The organism is Streptomyces sindenensis (assembly GCF_014649035.1).
Lineage (GTDB): Bacteria > Actinomycetota > Actinomycetes > Streptomycetales > Streptomycetaceae > Streptomyces > Streptomyces sindenensis.
Genome location: NZ_BMSG01000001.1, coordinates 370,732 through 385,622, shown reverse-complemented (window position 1 = coordinate 385,622; position 14,891 = coordinate 370,732). Strand labels below are relative to the sequence as shown.

The following is a 14,891-nucleotide window of genomic DNA, read 5'->3' as shown; positions in this document are numbered from 1 at the left end:
AGGAACTACGCTCGGGCCCATGAGCGACCAGCACAGCTTCGAAACCCTCGCCATCCACGCGGGGAACACCGCCGACCCCCTCACCGGCGCGGTGGTTCCGCCGATCTACCAGGTCTCCACGTACAAGCAGGACGGCGTGGGCGGACTGCGCGGCGGATACGAGTACAGCCGCAGCGCCAACCCGACCCGCACGGCGCTGGAGGAGAACCTCGCGGCCCTCGAAGGCGGCCGTCGCGGTCTCGCCTTCGCCTCCGGCCTCGCCGCCGAGGACTGCCTCCTGCGTACGCTGCTGACCCCCGGCGACCACGTGGTCATCCCGAACGACGCCTACGGCGGCACGTTCCGGCTGTTCGCGAAGGTCGTCTCGCGGTGGGGCGTGGAGTTCTCCGTGGCCGACACCTCGGACGTGGCCGCCGTACGGGCCGCGATCACCCCGCGCACCAAGGCGGTCTGGGTGGAGACCCCGTCCAACCCGCTGCTCGGCATCACCGACATCGCCGCCGTCGCCCAGGTCGCGCACCAGGCCGGGGCCCGCCTCGTCGTCGACAACACCTTCGCCTCGCCCTACCTCCAGCAGCCGCTCGCGCTCGGCGCGGACGTCGTCGTGCACTCCACCACCAAGTACATGGGCGGCCACTCCGACGTCGTCGGCGGCGCGCTCGTCGTCAGCGACCCGGAGCTCGCCGAGGAACTGGCGTACCACCAGAACGCCATGGGCGCGGTCGCCGGTCCGTTCGACGCCTGGCTCGTGCTGCGGGGCATCAAGACGCTCGCCGTCCGCATGGACCGGCACACCGAGAACGCCACCAAGATCGCCGACCTGCTGACCCGGCACCCCAAGGTCTCCCAGGTCCTCTACCCGGGCCTGCCCGACCACCCCGGCCACGAGGTCGCCGCCAAGCAGATGAGGGCCTTCGGCGGCATGGTGTCCTTCCGCGTCGCGGCCGGCGAGGAGGCGGCGGTCGAGGTCTGCAACCGCGCGAAGCTGTTCACGCTCGGCGAGTCCCTCGGCGGTGTGGAGTCGCTGATCGAGCACCCCGGCCGGATGACGCACGCCTCCGCCGCGGGCTCCCCGCTGGAGGTCCCGGCCGACCTGGTCCGGATCTCCGTCGGCATCGAGAACGGCGACGACCTGCTCGCCGACCTCACGCAGGCGCTGGGCTGACCCCGCACAAGGCGCCACAGGGGCGCCCGCCGGCGACGGCGGGCGCCCCTGGCGTTCCGGCGTTCAGGCGCTCACCTTCTCGTCCGCGTCCTCCAGCATTCCCCTGATCTGCTCGCGCAGTTCGGGCGTGTCCTCGTGCCCGTGGACCGACGCCGCGTGCTCGCTCGCCGCCCGGACGACCTCGTCCTCCTCACCGGTGAGGGTGAGGGTGCAGTTCATCTCGCTCGGATACTTGCGGCAGTCCGCGGTCTTCCTCGTCATCACGGCCTCCTCGGCTCGTACGACAACCGCCTCCTCCAGCGTAGGCCTCCCGGACCGTGAGCCCAACGGCTCACCAGCCCTCCAGCGGGGGAGTGACCTGGGCGGGCTCGGTCGCCCACGGCTGCTCGACGCCGGCCCAGACCAGGAACGCGACGAGCACCACGGCCAGCAGCCAGCCCGCCGTGCGGTGCGCCGCCCGGCGCAGCCGCATCCGGCGCCCGCCGTGCCGTACCGCCTGCGCGGCCAGGTCCGGCGGCAGAACCGGATGCGGGCCGTCCAGCATCCGCCGCACCTGCTCCTCGCGCGGGTCCGGATCCCGCCGTCCGGTGCTCACGGCGTCACCCGGCCACGGGGGGCACCCGACCGCAGCGTCGCCACCGCCCGCGCGCACACCGCGCGGATCCGGTCGGCCGGCAGCCCGAGCAGCGCCGCCGCCTGCTCCTCGCCGACCTCCTCGTACATCCGCAGGACCAGCACCAGCCGCTCGATCGGGGTCAGCCGGTCCAGCACACCGCCGCGCGGGCGTTGATGGCGCCGGGCCTCGCGGGCGAAGCGGAGGGCCAGCTCCCGGCGGGCCCGGTCGTAGGGGTCGCCGCCGTGCAGCCGGTCCCAGTCGGCGTACGTACGGGCGAGCGCCGCGCGCAGCAGCGCCTCGGCCCGGACACACGCGCCCGGCGGCTGCGACGGTTCGCCGGTGAGCAGCGTCGCGGTGTGCAGCAGGCGTCCGCCCGCGCCCGCCACGAAGGCCTCGAACTCCAGGGCGCGGAGCCGGTCCCGATGGGTCGCCCGCTCTGCCATGCCCCACATACGAGCCCCGGCGCACCGCCCCGGTCAAGAGTCCGGACGCGGGGGAAGGGACGGGTACGGGCGTCAGTCGGGCTGCGGCGGCTGGTACGCGGCCTGCCGGGCGGCCAGCGACCCGTTGAAACGGGTGAGCAGGGCGCAGAACGTGTCCCGCTCCTCCTCCGTCCACCCGTCCGTCACCTGCGACATCAGCTCACGCCGCGAGGCGCGGACCTCCTCCAGGCGGGCCTGACCGCGCGGGGAGAGCTGGAGCACCACGGCCCGGCCGTCCTCCGGGTGCGACGTGCGCTTGACCAGACCGGTGTCGACGAGCGGCGCGACCTGCCGCGTCACCGTCGAGGAGTCGATGCCCATCCCGGCCGCCAGCGCCTTGACGCCCATCGGGCCTTCCTTGTCCAGGCGGTTGAGCAGCAGGTAGGCCGCCCGGTCCATCGAGTTGCGGACCTGGCCGACACCGCCGAGGCGGGTCTGCTCGGCACGGCGGGCGAAGACCGCCACCTGGTGCTGGAGCGCGTCCAGCAGGCGGTCGGGGCCCGGGTGTTCGGGAGCGGCGCCCCCGGAAGGAGACGCAGCAGTCGTCATGTCCTGAGGGGGCATGGCCGGGGACTCTCTTCGTGCGGTGTCGGATGAGTGGGGGACAGAGTACGCGGCCCCGGGGCAACGTGTACCAGTGCCGCACAAACCTGCGGACACCGCCGCAGGCCGCCATGGACAAGTCTGCCGCGCCCGGTCCGAGCTGCAAGACTTGCGGGCATGAACTTCCGCGCGACCCCCCGCCACCCGGCCCTGATCCTCGACGACGTCCGGGGTGCGCGGAAAATGCTCGACGGGGTGGCCCGGGTGACCGCGCTGGAGGGCAGCCGCCATCTGACCGAACTGGTCGGGGCCCCGGTCCACCTCAAGTGCGAGAACCTCCAGCGCACCGGCTCCTTCAAGCTGCGCGGCGCCTACGTCCGGATCTCCGGCCTCACCCCGGTGGAGCGGGCGGCCGGGGTGGTCGCCGCCAGCGCCGGGAACCACGCCCAGGGCGTCGCGCTCGCCTCGTCCCTCCTCGGTGTGCGCTCCACGGTCTTCATGCCCGTCGGCGCGCCCCTGCCCAAGGTCGCAGCGACCCGGGAGTACGGGGCCGAGGTGCGGCTGCACGGCCAGGTCGTCGACGAGACCCTCGCCGCCGCCCAGCGGTACGCGGAGGAGACCGGCGCGGTCTTCATCCACCCCTTCGACCACCCCGACATCATCGCGGGCCAGGGCACCGTCGGACTGGAGATCCTGGAGCAGTGCCCGGAGGTCCGCACGATCGTCCTCGGCATCGGCGGCGGCGGGTTCGCCGCGGGCGTCGCCGTCGCGGTGAAGGCCCTGCGCCCCGATATCCGGATCGTCGGCGTCCAGGCCGAGGGCGCCGCCTGCTACCCGCCGTCCCTCGCCGCCGGGTACCCCGTCTCGCTGGACGCGCCGGCCACCATGGCCGACGGCATCAAGGTGGGCCGCCCCGGCGACGTACCGTTCGCCCTGGTCGAGGAGCTGGTCGACGAGGTCCGTACGGTCACCGAGGACGAGCTGTCCCGTGCGCTGCTGCTCTGCCTGGAGCGGGCCAAGCTGGTCGTCGAGCCCGCCGGGGCCAGCCCGGTGGCCGCGCTGCTCAGCGACCCGAAGGCGTTCCGCGGGCCGGTGGTGGCCGTGCTGTCCGGCGGCAACGTCGACCCGCTCCTGATGCAGCGCATCCTGCGGCACGGGCTGTCCGCGGCGGGCCGCTACCTCAGCCTGCGGCTGCGGCTCACCGACCGCCCGGGGGCGCTCGCCGCCCTGCTGGCCACGCTGACCGTGGCCGACGCCAACGTCCTCGACATCAGCCATGTCCGCACCGACCCGCGCCTCGGGCTGACCGAGGCCGAGGTCGACCTGTATCTGGAGACGAAGGGCCCGCGGCACTGCGCCGACGTCGAGGAGACACTGCGCGCGGAGGGCTACCGGGTCATGGGCTGACCGGGTCCCGGGCCGGCCGTGGGCTTCGGGCCGACTGGCCGGATCCGGTTATTTGTCGCGCGATGCGGGCCTCCGAATCCTAGGATCGCCGAGTAGGCCCGTAGCGGCACCGGCTTCCGCCGGCACCGGCTTCCGCCGGCACCGGCTTCCGCCGGCACCGGCTTCCGCCGGTACCGGCTCCTGCTCCGTACGGGCACAGTCGTCCACGAGTGACGGGGGAGTCTCTCCATGCCAGGTGCGATCCACGCCGAGGGTCTGGTGAAGACCTTCGGTGACGTCCGGGCCCTGGGCGGTGTCGATCTCGACGTCCCCGAGGGCACCGTCCTCGGACTGCTCGGGCCCAACGGCGCGGGCAAGACCACCGCCGTACGGGTGCTGACCACGCTGCTGCGCCCGGACAGCGGCACGGCGACCGTGGCCGGGATCGACGTGCTGAAGAAGCCCAACGAGGTACGCCGTTCGATCGGGCTCTCCGGGCAGTTCGCCGCCGTCGACGAGTATCTGACCGGCCGGGAGAACCTCCAGATGGTCGGGCAGCTCTACCAGTTGAGCGCCCGGGACGCGAAGGCCCGCGCGGGCGTCCTGCTGGACCGGTTCAACCTCGGGGACGCCGCCGACCGCACCGCCAAGACGTACTCCGGCGGGATGCGCCGGCGCCTCGACCTCGCCGCGGCGCTCGTCGTGTCGCCGCCCGTGATGTTCATGGACGAGCCGACGACCGGCCTCGACCCGCGCAACCGGCAGCAGCTCTGGGACGTCATCGAGGACCTGGTGGCGGGCGGTACGACCCTGCTGCTGACCACGCAGTACCTGGAGGAGGCCGACCGCCTGGCGAACGACATCTGCGTCATCGACCACGGCAAGGTCATCGCCCGCGGCACCTCCGACGAGCTCAAGGCCCGCACCGGCGGCGAGCGTGTCGAGGTCGTCGTGCACCGCCCGGACGAGATCGAGCGCGCCCGTGCCGTCCTGTCCTCCCTGGCCAAGGGCGAGGTCACCGTCGTCCAGCTCTCCCGCAAGCTGACCGCCCCGGTCAGCGGCGGGGCCAAGCTGCTGGCCGAGATCATCCGCGACCTGGACGCCCAGGGCGTGGAGATCGACGACATCGCCCTGCGCAGGCCCACCCTCGACGACGTCTTCCTCTCCCTGACCGGCCATGCGGCCGAGGCGAACCAGAACGGGGAAGAGGACCCCCGGAGCAAGGAGGACACCCGGTGAGCGCGATCGCCAAGGACGCCCCCACGCTGGTCCCGCGCCCCTCCGGGGGCGTCACGCAGTCCGTGAAGGACTCCCTCGTCGTCGCCAGGCGGAACCTGATCCGGATGACCCGGATCCCCGAGATGGTGATCTTCGGGCTGATCCAGCCGATCATGTTCGTGGTGCTGTTCACCTACGTGTTCGGCGGCTCCATCAGCATCGGCGGCTCCACCGACCCGCAGCTGTACAAGGAGTTCCTGATGGCGGGCATCTTCGCCCAGACCGTCACCTTCGCCACCGCGGGCGCCGGCGCGGGCATCGCCGACGACATGCACAAGGGGCTCATCGACCGCTTCCGGTCGCTGCCCATGGCCCGGGGCGCGGTCCTCACCGGGCGGACGCTCGCCGACCTCGTCCAGACCACCCTCACCCTCGTCGTCCTCGCGGGGGTCGCCCTGCTGGTGGGCTGGCGCACCCACGAGAACATCGGCAAGGTGATCTGCGGCTTCCTGCTGCTGCTCCTGCTCGGCTACGCGTTCTCCTGGATCGGCGCGCTGATCGGCCTGTCCGTCCGCACCCCGGAGGCGGCGACCTCCGGCGGGCTGATCTGGCTGTTCCCGCTGACGTTCATCTCGAACGCCTTCGTGCCGGTCACCGGCATGCCGACGTTCCTCCAGCACGTCGCCGAGTGGAATCCGTTCAGCGCCACGGTGGCGGGGGCCCGCGAGCTGTTCGGCAACACGATGCCGGGCGTGCCGGAGTCCGTGACCGGGGCCTGGCCGATGGAGCACCCGATCATCGCCTCGGTCATCTGGTCGGTGCTGATCATCGTGGTCTTCCGGACCCTCGCGGTCCGCAAGTACCGCTCGGCCGCGTCCTGAGTCACCGGGGACCGGCCCATGACGCGGGAGCCCCGGCCTTCATCGAGAAGGCCGGGGCTCCCGCGTCGTCGTATGCGTCGTGGCGGGCCGGACGTCAGCCGGTGTAGGGCTTCGCCGCCAGGATCTTCACCGAGGCGGTCCTGCCGTTCGGCAGCTCGTAGTCCGCGTCGTCGCCGGTCCGCTTGCCGTTCACACCGAGGCCGAGCGGGGACTGCGGGGAGTACGTCTCGATCTCCGTGCTGGCGTACTCACGGGAGGCGAGCAGGAAGGTCAGCGTGTCGTCCTCGTCGCCGTCGAAGGCGATCGTGACGACCATGCCGGGCTCGACCACGCCGTCGTCGGCCGGCGCCTCGCCGACCTTCGCGTGCTCCAGGAGCTGGGTCAGCTGGCGGACCCGCAGCTCCATCTTGCCCTGCTCCTCCTTGGCCGCGTGGTACCCGCCGTTCTCCCGGAGGTCACCCTCCTCACGGGCCGCCGCGATCTTGACGGCGATCTCCGTGCGCGCGGGACCAGACAGGTACTCCAGCTCGGCCTTGAGCTGGTTGTACGCCTCCTGCGTGAGCCAGGTGACGTTTTCGCTGGTCTGAGTCACAGGTGCTCCTCGTCGGTACTGGGAAGTGCTGGGAATACAAAGCATCGCCCTACCCAGAAGCATGTGCCTCTGCGGGTGGGCGAAACCACGAGCCTAACAATTCCCCAGGAAAAGGGGGAGAAGGTAAACCGTCACACGCGCGGACCGGCCGCCGCTCCCCGCATCACCGCAGGTCAGGGGCGGTGCGTCCGGAGCCGGTGCGTCCGGGTCAGCCGCGCGGGCCGTCGTCGGCCGTGCAGCCCATCGGCTCGACCGCGGTCGCCCGGGACCGGGTCACCACGGTGACGACCTCGTCGATCCGGTCCACGGGCCGGTCGAACCGGACCTCCTTGCGGCCCACCTCGGAGCCGTCCTCGCTGAGCGCCCGCACCACGCAGTAGCCGTGCCCCTCGCGGTCCTTGCGGACCTCCAGGTGGACGTCGGCCCGGGTGTCGGAGACGACCTTGAACTTGATCATCTCGCCGCTGATGCCCTGGTTGCCCACGTAGTCGTAGCCGATCCACCCGATCACGCCGAGCAGCGCGACGCCCAGGACCGATCCGACGATCTTCAGCCTGCGGTCCGCACGCTGGTCCTCGGTCCGGCCGTACCGCCCCTCGGGCGCAGCCTCGCGAACCGTCGTCATGATCGTTCCCTCCGGGCCGGGCATCGAGGAATTTTCCCGCCCCTCGTTCAGTCACTATAGAAGCCGCACCCCCGTCACCCGATCGCGCCCCACACCGACCGGACGGACCAGAGCGACCGATGATCGACCAGAGCGACCAATGACTGAGGATCGAGCTTTGACTGAGCAGCTGCGACTGATGGCCGTTCACGCCCACCCCGACGACGAGTCGAGCAAGGGCGCGGCCACCATGGCCAAGTACGTGTCCGAGGGGGTGGACGTGCTGGTCGTGACCTGCACGGGGGGCGAGCGCGGCTCCATCCTCAACCCGAAGCTCCAGGGCGACGCGTACATCGAGAAGAACATTCACGAGGTCCGCAAGAAGGAGATGGACGAGGCCCGGGAGATCCTGGGCGTCCAGCAGGAGTGGCTCGGCTTCGTCGACTCGGGGTTGCCCGAGGGCGACCCGCTGCCGCCGCTGCCCGAGGGCTGCTTCGCCCTGGAGGACCCGGAGGCCGCCGCGGGGCGCCTGGTGGCGAAGATCCGCGCGTTCCGGCCGCAGGTCATCACCACGTACGACGAGAACGGCGGCTACCCGCACCCCGACCACATCATGACGCACACGATCTCGATGATCGCGTTCGACGGTGCCGCCGACGCGGAGCGCTTCCCCGAGGACGAGTTCGGCCCGGTCTGGACGCCGCGGAAGCTCTACTACAACCAGGGCTTCAACCGGCCGCGCACCGTCGCGCTGCACGAGGCGCTCCTCGCCCGTGGCATGGAGTCGCCGTACGGGGACTGGCTGAAGCGCTGGGAGGAGTTCGAGCGCGTCGAACGCACCCTGACCACGCACATCCCCTGCGACGAGTTCTTCGAGATCCGCGACAAGGCGCTGATCGCGCACGCCACGCAGATCGACCCCGAGGGCGGCTGGTTCCGCGTCCCGATGGACGTCCAGCGCGAGGTCTGGCCGACCGAGGAGTACGAGCTGGCGAAGTCTCTGGTCGATACCTCCCTCCCCGAGAGCGACCTCTTCGCGGGCATCCGCGACAATGCCTGATATGTACGCGACCCAGGCACTGACGCACCTCGTCCCGCTCGCCGCCGAAGAGCTCGACAAGAACAAGGTCACCCCCGGCGTCCTCGGCTTCCTCGTCTTCGCCGCGCTCGCCGTCGGCGTGTGGGCCCTGATGAAGTCGATGAACCGCCACATGGGCCGGGTGAACTTCGAGGAGGCCCCCGACCCGGACGCGGTGCCGGCCGGGCCCGCCGGGGACAAGGGCAAGGCGGCCTCGCCCGGCAAGTAGCGCGCCGAGCTTCGCGCGTCCGGAGCCGATTCCGTGCGTACGGAGCCGACGTCGCGCGTACGGAGCCGATGTCGCGCGTACGGAGACGGGGAGGGCGTCCGGCCAGGTGGCCGGACGCCTCGTTCCCGTTGTCCTCGCGCCGCCGGGTGCCGCGCGGGACCACGGCCGGGGCGGCGACACCCGTACGCTCACGGGCTCGCCGGTTCCACCGCCACGCCCATGATCTGGCCGGCCCCGCGGGTCGGGGTCAGCCCCAGCCGCCACGCCTGCCAGCCGTCCTCCAGGTCCACGCCCCGCTCCAGCGCCACCGCGAACGCCGCCGCCGACTGCTCCAGCTTGGCGTCCCGCGCCGGATGCCGGGCCTCGACCAGCTCGGCCAGCTCCTGCTGCGCGACCACCGTGCCCACCTCGCTGCCCCCGGGCGAGGCGTACGGCAGCAGCGTGCAGCGCAGGAAGCGGGCCCAGTCGCCGCCCCGCGCGTCCCCGTACGAATCGAACAGCTCCGCCGCCTCGCCGCACAGCTCCAGCGCCTGCGGGGCCCGCCCGTTGCCCGCGTCGATCAACGCCAGCTCCACGCACGCCCACGCCTCGCCGTACGGCACCTTGATCCGCCGGAAATCGGCCCGCGCGTCCATCAGCAGCTGCCGGGCGAACCCCGAATTGCGGAGGTTGCCCGTCTGCGCGGCCCGCTGGTCCCGGGTCACCCGGCCCGAGTGGTGGCGGGCGCACGCCAGCCCGTACACGTCCCGCATCCGGGAGAACATCGTGCGGGCCCGCTCCAGCTCGCGCACCGCCTGATCGGTGTCCCCGTCCTCCTCCAGCGCCTGGCCCAGGTAGTACAGCGTCCACGCCTCACCGCGCGCGTCCTCGTTGTCCCGGTGCCGGTCCAGGGCCTCGCGCAACTGCTCCAGCGCGGCGGCCGGGTCGCCGTCCAGCAGCCGGGCCCGGGCCAGCTGGGTGATCGCCCACGCCTCACCGCGCCCGTCACGGGTGCGCCCGTACAGCTCCAGGGCGGTGCTCAGCGCCTCCTCGGCCGCCGCCACCTCGCCGGTGCGCAGCCGCACCTGGCCCAGCTGGAACCGCGTCCACGCCTCGCCGTGCAGCGACTCGCCCTCCCGGTGCAGCCGCAGCGCGTCGGCCAGCAGCGCCAGCGCCCTCGGCAGATCGCCCCGGTCGCGCTCCACCGCCGCCAGCGCGTGCAGCGACCAGGCCCGGTCCTCGGCCTGCGCCTCGGACGACTGGAGCGCCAGCGCCTCCTCCAGCCGGGCCGCCGCCTCGGTCAGATTGCCCTGGTGGTGCAGCGTGATGCCGAGCGAGCACAGGGCCAGCGCCTCGCCCGCGTCGTTCTGCGCCTCGTGGTAGAGCCCGACGACGGAGGACAGGGTGGTGCGGGCCTTGTCCAGCTCACCGAGCTGCCGGGCCGCGATGCCCGTACGCCACTGCACCGAGCGCTCCAGCAGCCCCTGGTCCACCGCCTGCGTCAGCTCGCTGATCTCACCCAGCCGGTACAGATCGCCGCGCAGCAGGCAGTAGTCGCACAGCGCGCCCAGCAGATGCAGCACCGTGGCCTGGTCGACGCCCTCCGCGTGCCGCAGCGCGGACGTGATGAAGCTCGTCTCGTCGTCCAGCCAGCGCAGCGCCGAGTCCAGCGACCCGAAGCCGTGCGAGCCGAACTGCCCGGCGCGGGTCGACATCTTCCCGTCGACCATCCGGATCACCGCGTCGGCCAGCTCCGCGTAGTTCGTCAGCAGCCGCTCCTGGGCCGCCGTCCGCTCCGCCTGCTCCTCCTCGTCCAGCAGCCGGGCCAGCGCGAAGGCCCGCACCAGATCGTGCAGCCGGTAGCGCGATCCCCGTACCCGGGTGAGCAGCCCGGCCCGCGCCAGCACGGTGAGCAGCCGGTCCGCCTCCTGCTCGTCGGCGGCCAGCAGTGAGGCGGCCGCCGCCGCGCCGAGGCTCGCCCGGCCCGCCAGCGCGAGCCGCCGCAGCAGTCGGCGGGCCTGGTCGCCCTGGTCGGTGTAGCGCAGCCAGAGCGCCCGCTCCACCGGGTCCACCGGCCCGTACGCCCCCAGGTCCTCCGCCAGCGTATGGCGGCTCCGCGCCCCCAGCGCGGAACCCGCCACCCGCAGTGCCAGCGGCAGCCCGCCGCACAGCTCCACGATCGCGTCCGTCGACGGGTAGTCGTACGGTCCGGTCTCCTCCTCCTCGGCGACCTCCCGCAGCAGTTCCTCCGCGCCCGCCGCGTCCAGCGCGCCGACCGGCAGCTGGTGCACCCAGGCCGCCAGGTCCTCCGGCAGCTCCAGCGGCTCCCGTGCGGTCACGATCACCAGACTGTCCGAGCGCTCCGGCACCAGGGTCCGCACCTGACCGGCGTCCGTCGCGTCGTCGAGCACGACGGTGACCGGCGTCCCCGTCAGGTGCTGGTGGTACAGCTCGGAGAGCCGCCGCACCTGCTGCTCCGCCGACGAGCCCTCCCGGAACAGCAGTTGCTCGCGCGGCGCGCCCAGCCGGTTGAGCAGATGCAGCAGCGCGTCCCGGGTCGGCAGCGGGCTCTCCCCGGCCACCTGGCCGCGCAGATCGACCACGCACGCGCCCCGGAACTGGTCCTTGAGCGTGTGGGCCGCCCGCACCGCGAGCGCGGTCCGCCCCGAACCCGGGGCCCCGTGCAGCACGACGACGGTCGGCCGGGTCTGCGGAGAGGCGCGGGCCGCGTGCACCCACCGGGCGATCTGCGCCAGCTCCGTCCGCCGCCCGCTGAACGGCCCGTCCGCCTGCGGGAGATGGCCGAACGACTGCTCCAGCACCACCCGGGTGCGGGCCGCCGCACTGCGGTCGCCGCCGCGCAACTGCTTGACCACCGGGGTGGTCTGCTTCTTCGGGGTGCGCTTGGCGGGGTTGAGCATCCGCTGCTGGTCCAGATACGGGCGGATGCCCCGCACCTCCAGGGCGGTCAGCCACTGGAGCCGCAACTGCTCGACCCCGCCCGGCTGTCCGGCCGCCGCGGCCCGGCGGTGGGCGGCGGGCCAGTGCGACGCGGTCACCTTCGCCACGGTCGTAGCCGTCCCGGCCACCGCGACGGCCGCGCCCGCGCCGAACGCCAGGCCGGTGTTCGCGCCCAGCGCCAGATCCGCGCCGAACGCGGCGGCCGCGGCAACTCCCGTCACCAGCAGGGGCGTGGTGAGCGTCGCCCTGCTGAAGCGCTCCGCCAGCGGCCGGTCGCCTGCCGCCGCCGAGTCCAGCGCCCGCGTGTACGCGGCGTACTCCTCGTCCGCGCCGGCGGCCATGGTGTCGAGCGCGGCCCGTGCCCGCGACATCAGCGCACCCGCATCGGTCCGCCCGCCGCTGCGCCGCGCCTCCTCCTCCACGGCCCGCACCAACAGCCGCTCGGCTTCCGCCCGATGGCTGTCCCGCATAGGTGTCCCCCTCCGAGAGCCGTCGCTCCGGATCCCGGGTTCCGGAGCGACGGGTATCAAGCGCCGGATGTCGACGTCGAGGTCAAGTGTCCTGCGTGGCGCGCTCCGGCGCGAGGGGCGCAGGGCAAGGGAGGGTCAAGGCGCGGGCGGAGAACTCACCGGCCCGGGAGGCTCCTCCTCGGTCACCTCGAAGCCGATGCCGCTCTCGATCCGGTCGAGGCCCGCGTCCACCTCGGCTCCCGAAGCCCCTTCGACCACGACGAAGCCGTGCCGGTCGGCGGACCAGGTGACGGGCCCGATCCGGTCGCCGGGACCCACCAGCAGGCCCGAAGCGACGCACTGGTCGACCGACACCGCCTCGTCCCAGCCGGAGACCGAGGCGAGCCGCCCGGGAGGCCGGACGATCAGGTGGCGCATGCCCGCACTGCGGGTGGTGGGCGGAAGGGCCTGCGCCGGCCGCCCCAGCACGTCGTCGAGGTACAGCCCGTACATCTCCAGCCCCGGGCGCGCGTACTCGGCCATCGTCGGGATGAACGCGCCGCCCGGCCTGGCGTGGATCTCGCCCAGCACGACCCCGGTGCCGTTCGTCCAGAACTCGACGTGGAAGGGGCCCCGGGTGAGGCCCACGGCGGGCAGCGCCACCTTCATCTGGGCGTCCACCAGGGCGGTCTGCGCGTCGGAGAGATCGGCGGGAATGCGGTGTCCGGTCTCCACGAACGAAGGACCCATGGACTTCTGGGCCAGTGCGGTGATGACGGGAACACCGCCCACCACGACTCCGTCGGCGGAGAACTCCGGGCCGGGAACGAACTCCTCGATGAGAGCCGGGGATCCCTGCGGGCGGCCGTCGAACGCCTGCTCCAGATCGGCCGCAGAGCGGACCAGATCGACCTGGGCGCTGCCCATCCCGTCGCGGGGCTTGAGGATCCAGGGCCCCGGGGGTGTGGCGTCGAGGAACTCCCGGGCTTCCGCCACGTCCCGGACGAGGGCCGCGGCGGGCTGCGGCAGACCGGCCTCCCGCAGACGGTCCCGGCTGAGGTCCTTGTTCCGGGTGGTCCTGGCCGCCGCCGGGCTGATCGCCGGTATCCCCAGCGTCCGGGCCACCTCCGCGAGAGGTTCCACGCACAGGTCGCGGAAGGCCAGCACCCCGGCGAACTTCGCGTCCACCGACTTCATCGTGGCCGCCGCCGCGGCCGCGTCCTCCACCTCGCACGGAACGAGTGCGGAGAACCTCGACGCGTCGGCGAACGACAGGTTCGCGGGTTTCTCCGCCCCGATCAGGTCCAGCCCTCTGCGCCGCGCCTGCTCGTGCAGGAGCCGTATCTGGTCACGTCCATGTCCTGACCGCAGACCACAGCCCATGACGAGAACCGCTGTCGGCATGTTCCACTCCCCGCTTCCACTCGCCGGATCTCCCTGCCCGTACGCCGCTCACCACTCGACCGGAACCCGTGCGAGTCCTCCCATCATCATGTCCGTCCGCCGGGTGAGTTCCTCGTGCGGAACGGAGAGACGGAGCCCGGGGAAGCGTTCGAACAGCATGCTCAGTGCCGCGGCGATCTCGACGCGGGCGAGCGTGGTGCCGATGCAGAGCCGGGGCCCGTGGCCGAAGGACAGGTGCGGATTGGGGTCCCGGGAGATGTCGAACGCGTCCGGTTCCGGGAACACCGACGGGTCGCGGTTGGCGACCAGCGTGGACAGCAGCACGGCCTCGCCGGCCCGCACGGTCGTGCCGGAGATGACCAGGTCCTCGCGGGCGTACCGCAGGAGCGGGTGGTCCGGCGACGACATCCGCAGGACCTCCTCCACGGCGGTCTCGGCGAGCGCGGGATCGGCCCGCAGGGCGGCCCGCTGGCCCTCGTCCGCGAGCAGGAGCACCGCACCGTAATCGATCTTGATGGCGGTGGTCCGGTATCCGGCGAAGAGGAGGGAGGCGGCCACGTAGGAGAGGTCGTCCAGGACCGCTTCGCTCCCCGGCGCGGGGGAGGCGAGGGTCATGTCCCCCGAACCCACCAGATCGCTGATGAGGTCCTCGCCGGGGCGGTCGCGCTTGCGCTCCGCCAGCGCGGCCATGTACGCGCCCATGGCCTGCCGCGCTTCCGAGGACTTCTGGAGGTCCGCCATGCCGGCCAGGCCTTCGAACCAGGACCGGAAGAGGTCGTGGTCCTCGTAGGGAACTCCCAGGAGCCGGCAGATGACGTGCAGCGAGACGGGCATCGAGAAGGCCTGGTGGAGATCGACGGGAGGCGTGAGCCCGGACATCGTGTCCAGCGTCTCCCGGATGACCTCCTCCGTGCTGTCCCGCAGCAGCCGCATGCGCTTCGCCGAGAACGCCGGGGTGAGCCTGCGCCGGTAACGGGCGTGGTCCTCCTGCTCCGACGCGTAGCTCCCGACCGGACCCGCCGTGCTCAGCGCCGAGTTGCCGAGGCGTGCCGCGTCACGCGGCGCCGGATGGGAGCGGCCGAGACGGGCGTCCGCGAGCAGGCTCCGTACGTCCTCGTAGCGCGTGACGAGCCACGCCTCGTCCCCCGCCGCGGTGAGCACCCTGACCAGGTCCCCACCGCTCTGCATCGCGCGGAGTTCCTGGGGAACGTCGAATATGCCGCGCCGCTGGAAGGGAAGCCTGGGCAGAACGGATTCCATGTCATCCTCTGTTTCGTCACCGGTGGTTTCGGGTCAGGGGCAGC

General features: G+C 72.6%; 15 protein-coding genes. 6 read left to right on the top strand and 9 right to left on the bottom strand.

Annotation, left to right across the window (positions count from 1 at the left end; genetic code table 11):
- The first annotated feature begins 19 nt into the window (after window positions 1-19).
- Complete coding sequence (locus IE145_RS01695) at window positions 20-1,165, top strand: cystathionine gamma-synthase (protein WP_189518114.1); 1,146 nt, start codon at window positions 20-22, stop codon at window positions 1,163-1,165.
- A 63-nt stretch (window positions 1,166-1,228) separates the two neighbouring features.
- Here IE145_RS01695 and IE145_RS01690 read toward each other — a convergent pair whose 3' ends face one another.
- From IE145_RS01690 to IE145_RS01675, 4 genes are all read right to left on the bottom strand, one after another.
- Window positions 1,229-1,426: a DUF1059 domain-containing protein gene (locus tag IE145_RS01690; protein WP_189518112.1), complete on the bottom strand. Its 198-nt coding sequence runs from the start codon at window positions 1,424-1,426 to the stop codon at window positions 1,229-1,231.
- Window positions 1,427-1,496: 70 nt separating this feature from the next.
- Entirely contained in the window at window positions 1,497-1,760 is a 264-nt protein-coding gene (locus tag IE145_RS01685) for a hypothetical protein (RefSeq protein ID WP_189518110.1), read from the bottom strand.
- Complete coding sequence (locus tag IE145_RS01680) at window positions 1,757-2,224, bottom strand: sigma factor-like helix-turn-helix DNA-binding protein (protein WP_189518108.1); 468 nt, start codon at window positions 2,222-2,224, stop codon at window positions 1,757-1,759. Before IE145_RS01680 ends, IE145_RS01685 begins: the two co-directional genes overlap by 4 nt.
- 72 nt (window positions 2,225-2,296) lie before the next feature.
- On the bottom strand, window positions 2,297-2,827 hold the full coding sequence (locus IE145_RS01675; RefSeq protein WP_006127133.1) for a MarR family winged helix-turn-helix transcriptional regulator: 531 nt from the start codon (window positions 2,825-2,827) through the stop codon (window positions 2,297-2,299).
- A gap of 156 nt (window positions 2,828-2,983) precedes the next feature.
- Between IE145_RS01675 and ilvA the strand changes: the two genes are divergently transcribed.
- From ilvA to IE145_RS01660, 3 genes are all read left to right on the top strand, one after another.
- Window positions 2,984-4,213, top strand: a complete 1,230-nt coding sequence (gene ilvA, locus IE145_RS01670) for a threonine ammonia-lyase (protein WP_189518106.1) — start codon at window positions 2,984-2,986, stop codon at window positions 4,211-4,213.
- Between the two features lie 228 nt (window positions 4,214-4,441).
- Window positions 4,442-5,431: an ATP-binding cassette domain-containing protein gene (locus IE145_RS01665; protein WP_189518104.1), complete on the top strand. Its 990-nt coding sequence runs from the start codon at window positions 4,442-4,444 to the stop codon at window positions 5,429-5,431.
- Window positions 5,428-6,291, top strand: a complete 864-nt coding sequence (locus IE145_RS01660; protein WP_189518102.1) for an ABC transporter permease — start codon at window positions 5,428-5,430, stop codon at window positions 6,289-6,291. Before IE145_RS01665 ends, IE145_RS01660 begins: the two co-directional genes overlap by 4 nt.
- Before the next feature lie 94 nt (window positions 6,292-6,385).
- On the opposite strand, the gene greA is transcribed toward IE145_RS01660, so the two are convergent.
- Both greA and IE145_RS01650 read right to left on the bottom strand, forming a co-directional pair.
- Entirely contained in the window at window positions 6,386-6,883 is a 498-nt protein-coding gene (gene greA, locus IE145_RS01655; protein ID WP_006127137.1) for a transcription elongation factor GreA, read from the bottom strand.
- A gap of 208 nt (window positions 6,884-7,091) precedes the next feature.
- Entirely contained in the window at window positions 7,092-7,508 is a 417-nt protein-coding gene (locus IE145_RS01650) for a DUF4307 domain-containing protein (protein ID WP_189518100.1), read from the bottom strand.
- Window positions 7,509-7,665: 157 nt separating this feature from the next.
- Here IE145_RS01650 and mca point away from each other — a divergent pair, with 157 nt between their 5' ends.
- Together mca and IE145_RS01640 are read left to right on the top strand one after the other, a co-directional pair.
- Window positions 7,666-8,547: a mycothiol conjugate amidase Mca gene (gene mca / locus IE145_RS01645; RefSeq protein WP_189518098.1), complete on the top strand. Its 882-nt coding sequence runs from the start codon at window positions 7,666-7,668 to the stop codon at window positions 8,545-8,547.
- A 1-nt stretch (window position 8,548) separates the two neighbouring features.
- Window positions 8,549-8,794, top strand: a complete 246-nt coding sequence (locus IE145_RS01640; RefSeq protein ID WP_075264535.1) for a hypothetical protein — start codon at window positions 8,549-8,551, stop codon at window positions 8,792-8,794.
- A gap of 188 nt (window positions 8,795-8,982) precedes the next feature.
- Here the strand turns inward: IE145_RS01640 and IE145_RS01635 are convergent, their stop codons facing one another.
- The 3 genes from IE145_RS01635 to IE145_RS01625 form a co-directional block, all read right to left on the bottom strand.
- The gene (locus IE145_RS01635; RefSeq protein ID WP_189518096.1) at window positions 8,983-12,204 is read right to left on the bottom strand and encodes a tetratricopeptide repeat protein; all 3,222 of its coding nucleotides are present in this window, start codon (window positions 12,202-12,204) and stop codon (window positions 8,983-8,985) included.
- Between the two features lie 135 nt (window positions 12,205-12,339).
- Window positions 12,340-13,587 carry an ATP-grasp domain-containing protein gene (locus IE145_RS01630; RefSeq protein ID WP_189518094.1) on the bottom strand — a complete coding sequence of 416 codons (1,248 nt, stop codon included), beginning with the start codon at window positions 13,585-13,587 and terminating at the stop codon, window positions 12,340-12,342.
- A 48-nt stretch (window positions 13,588-13,635) separates the two neighbouring features.
- Complete coding sequence (locus tag IE145_RS01625; protein WP_189518092.1) at window positions 13,636-14,847, bottom strand: cytochrome P450; 1,212 nt, start codon at window positions 14,845-14,847, stop codon at window positions 13,636-13,638.
- Between the last annotated feature and the right edge of the window lie 44 nt (window positions 14,848-14,891).

Coding starts and splice junctions, on each gene's coding strand:
- IE145_RS01695 (WP_189518114.1), top strand. CDS start 20: ATGAGCGACCAGCACAGCTTCGAAACCCTCGCCATCCACGCGGGGAAC.
- IE145_RS01690 (WP_189518112.1), bottom strand. CDS start 1,426: ATGACGAGGAAGACCGCGGACTGCCGCAAGTATCCGAGCGAGATGAAC.
- IE145_RS01680 (WP_189518108.1), bottom strand. CDS start 2,224: ATGGCAGAGCGGGCGACCCATCGGGACCGGCTCCGCGCCCTGGAGTTC.
- IE145_RS01675 (WP_006127133.1), bottom strand. CDS start 2,827: ATGCCCCCTCAGGACATGACGACTGCTGCGTCTCCTTCCGGGGGCGCC.
- ilvA (WP_189518106.1), top strand. CDS start 2,984: ATGAACTTCCGCGCGACCCCCCGCCACCCGGCCCTGATCCTCGACGAC.
- IE145_RS01665 (WP_189518104.1), top strand. CDS start 4,442: ATGCCAGGTGCGATCCACGCCGAGGGTCTGGTGAAGACCTTCGGTGAC.
- IE145_RS01650 (WP_189518100.1), bottom strand. CDS start 7,508: ATGACGACGGTTCGCGAGGCTGCGCCCGAGGGGCGGTACGGCCGGACC.
- IE145_RS01640 (WP_075264535.1), top strand. CDS start 8,549: ATGTACGCGACCCAGGCACTGACGCACCTCGTCCCGCTCGCCGCCGAA.
- IE145_RS01635 (WP_189518096.1), bottom strand. CDS start 12,204: ATGCGGGACAGCCATCGGGCGGAAGCCGAGCGGCTGTTGGTGCGGGCC.
- IE145_RS01630 (WP_189518094.1), bottom strand. CDS start 13,587: ATGCCGACAGCGGTTCTCGTCATGGGCTGTGGTCTGCGGTCAGGACAT.
- IE145_RS01625 (WP_189518092.1), bottom strand. CDS start 14,847: ATGGAATCCGTTCTGCCCAGGCTTCCCTTCCAGCGGCGCGGCATATTC.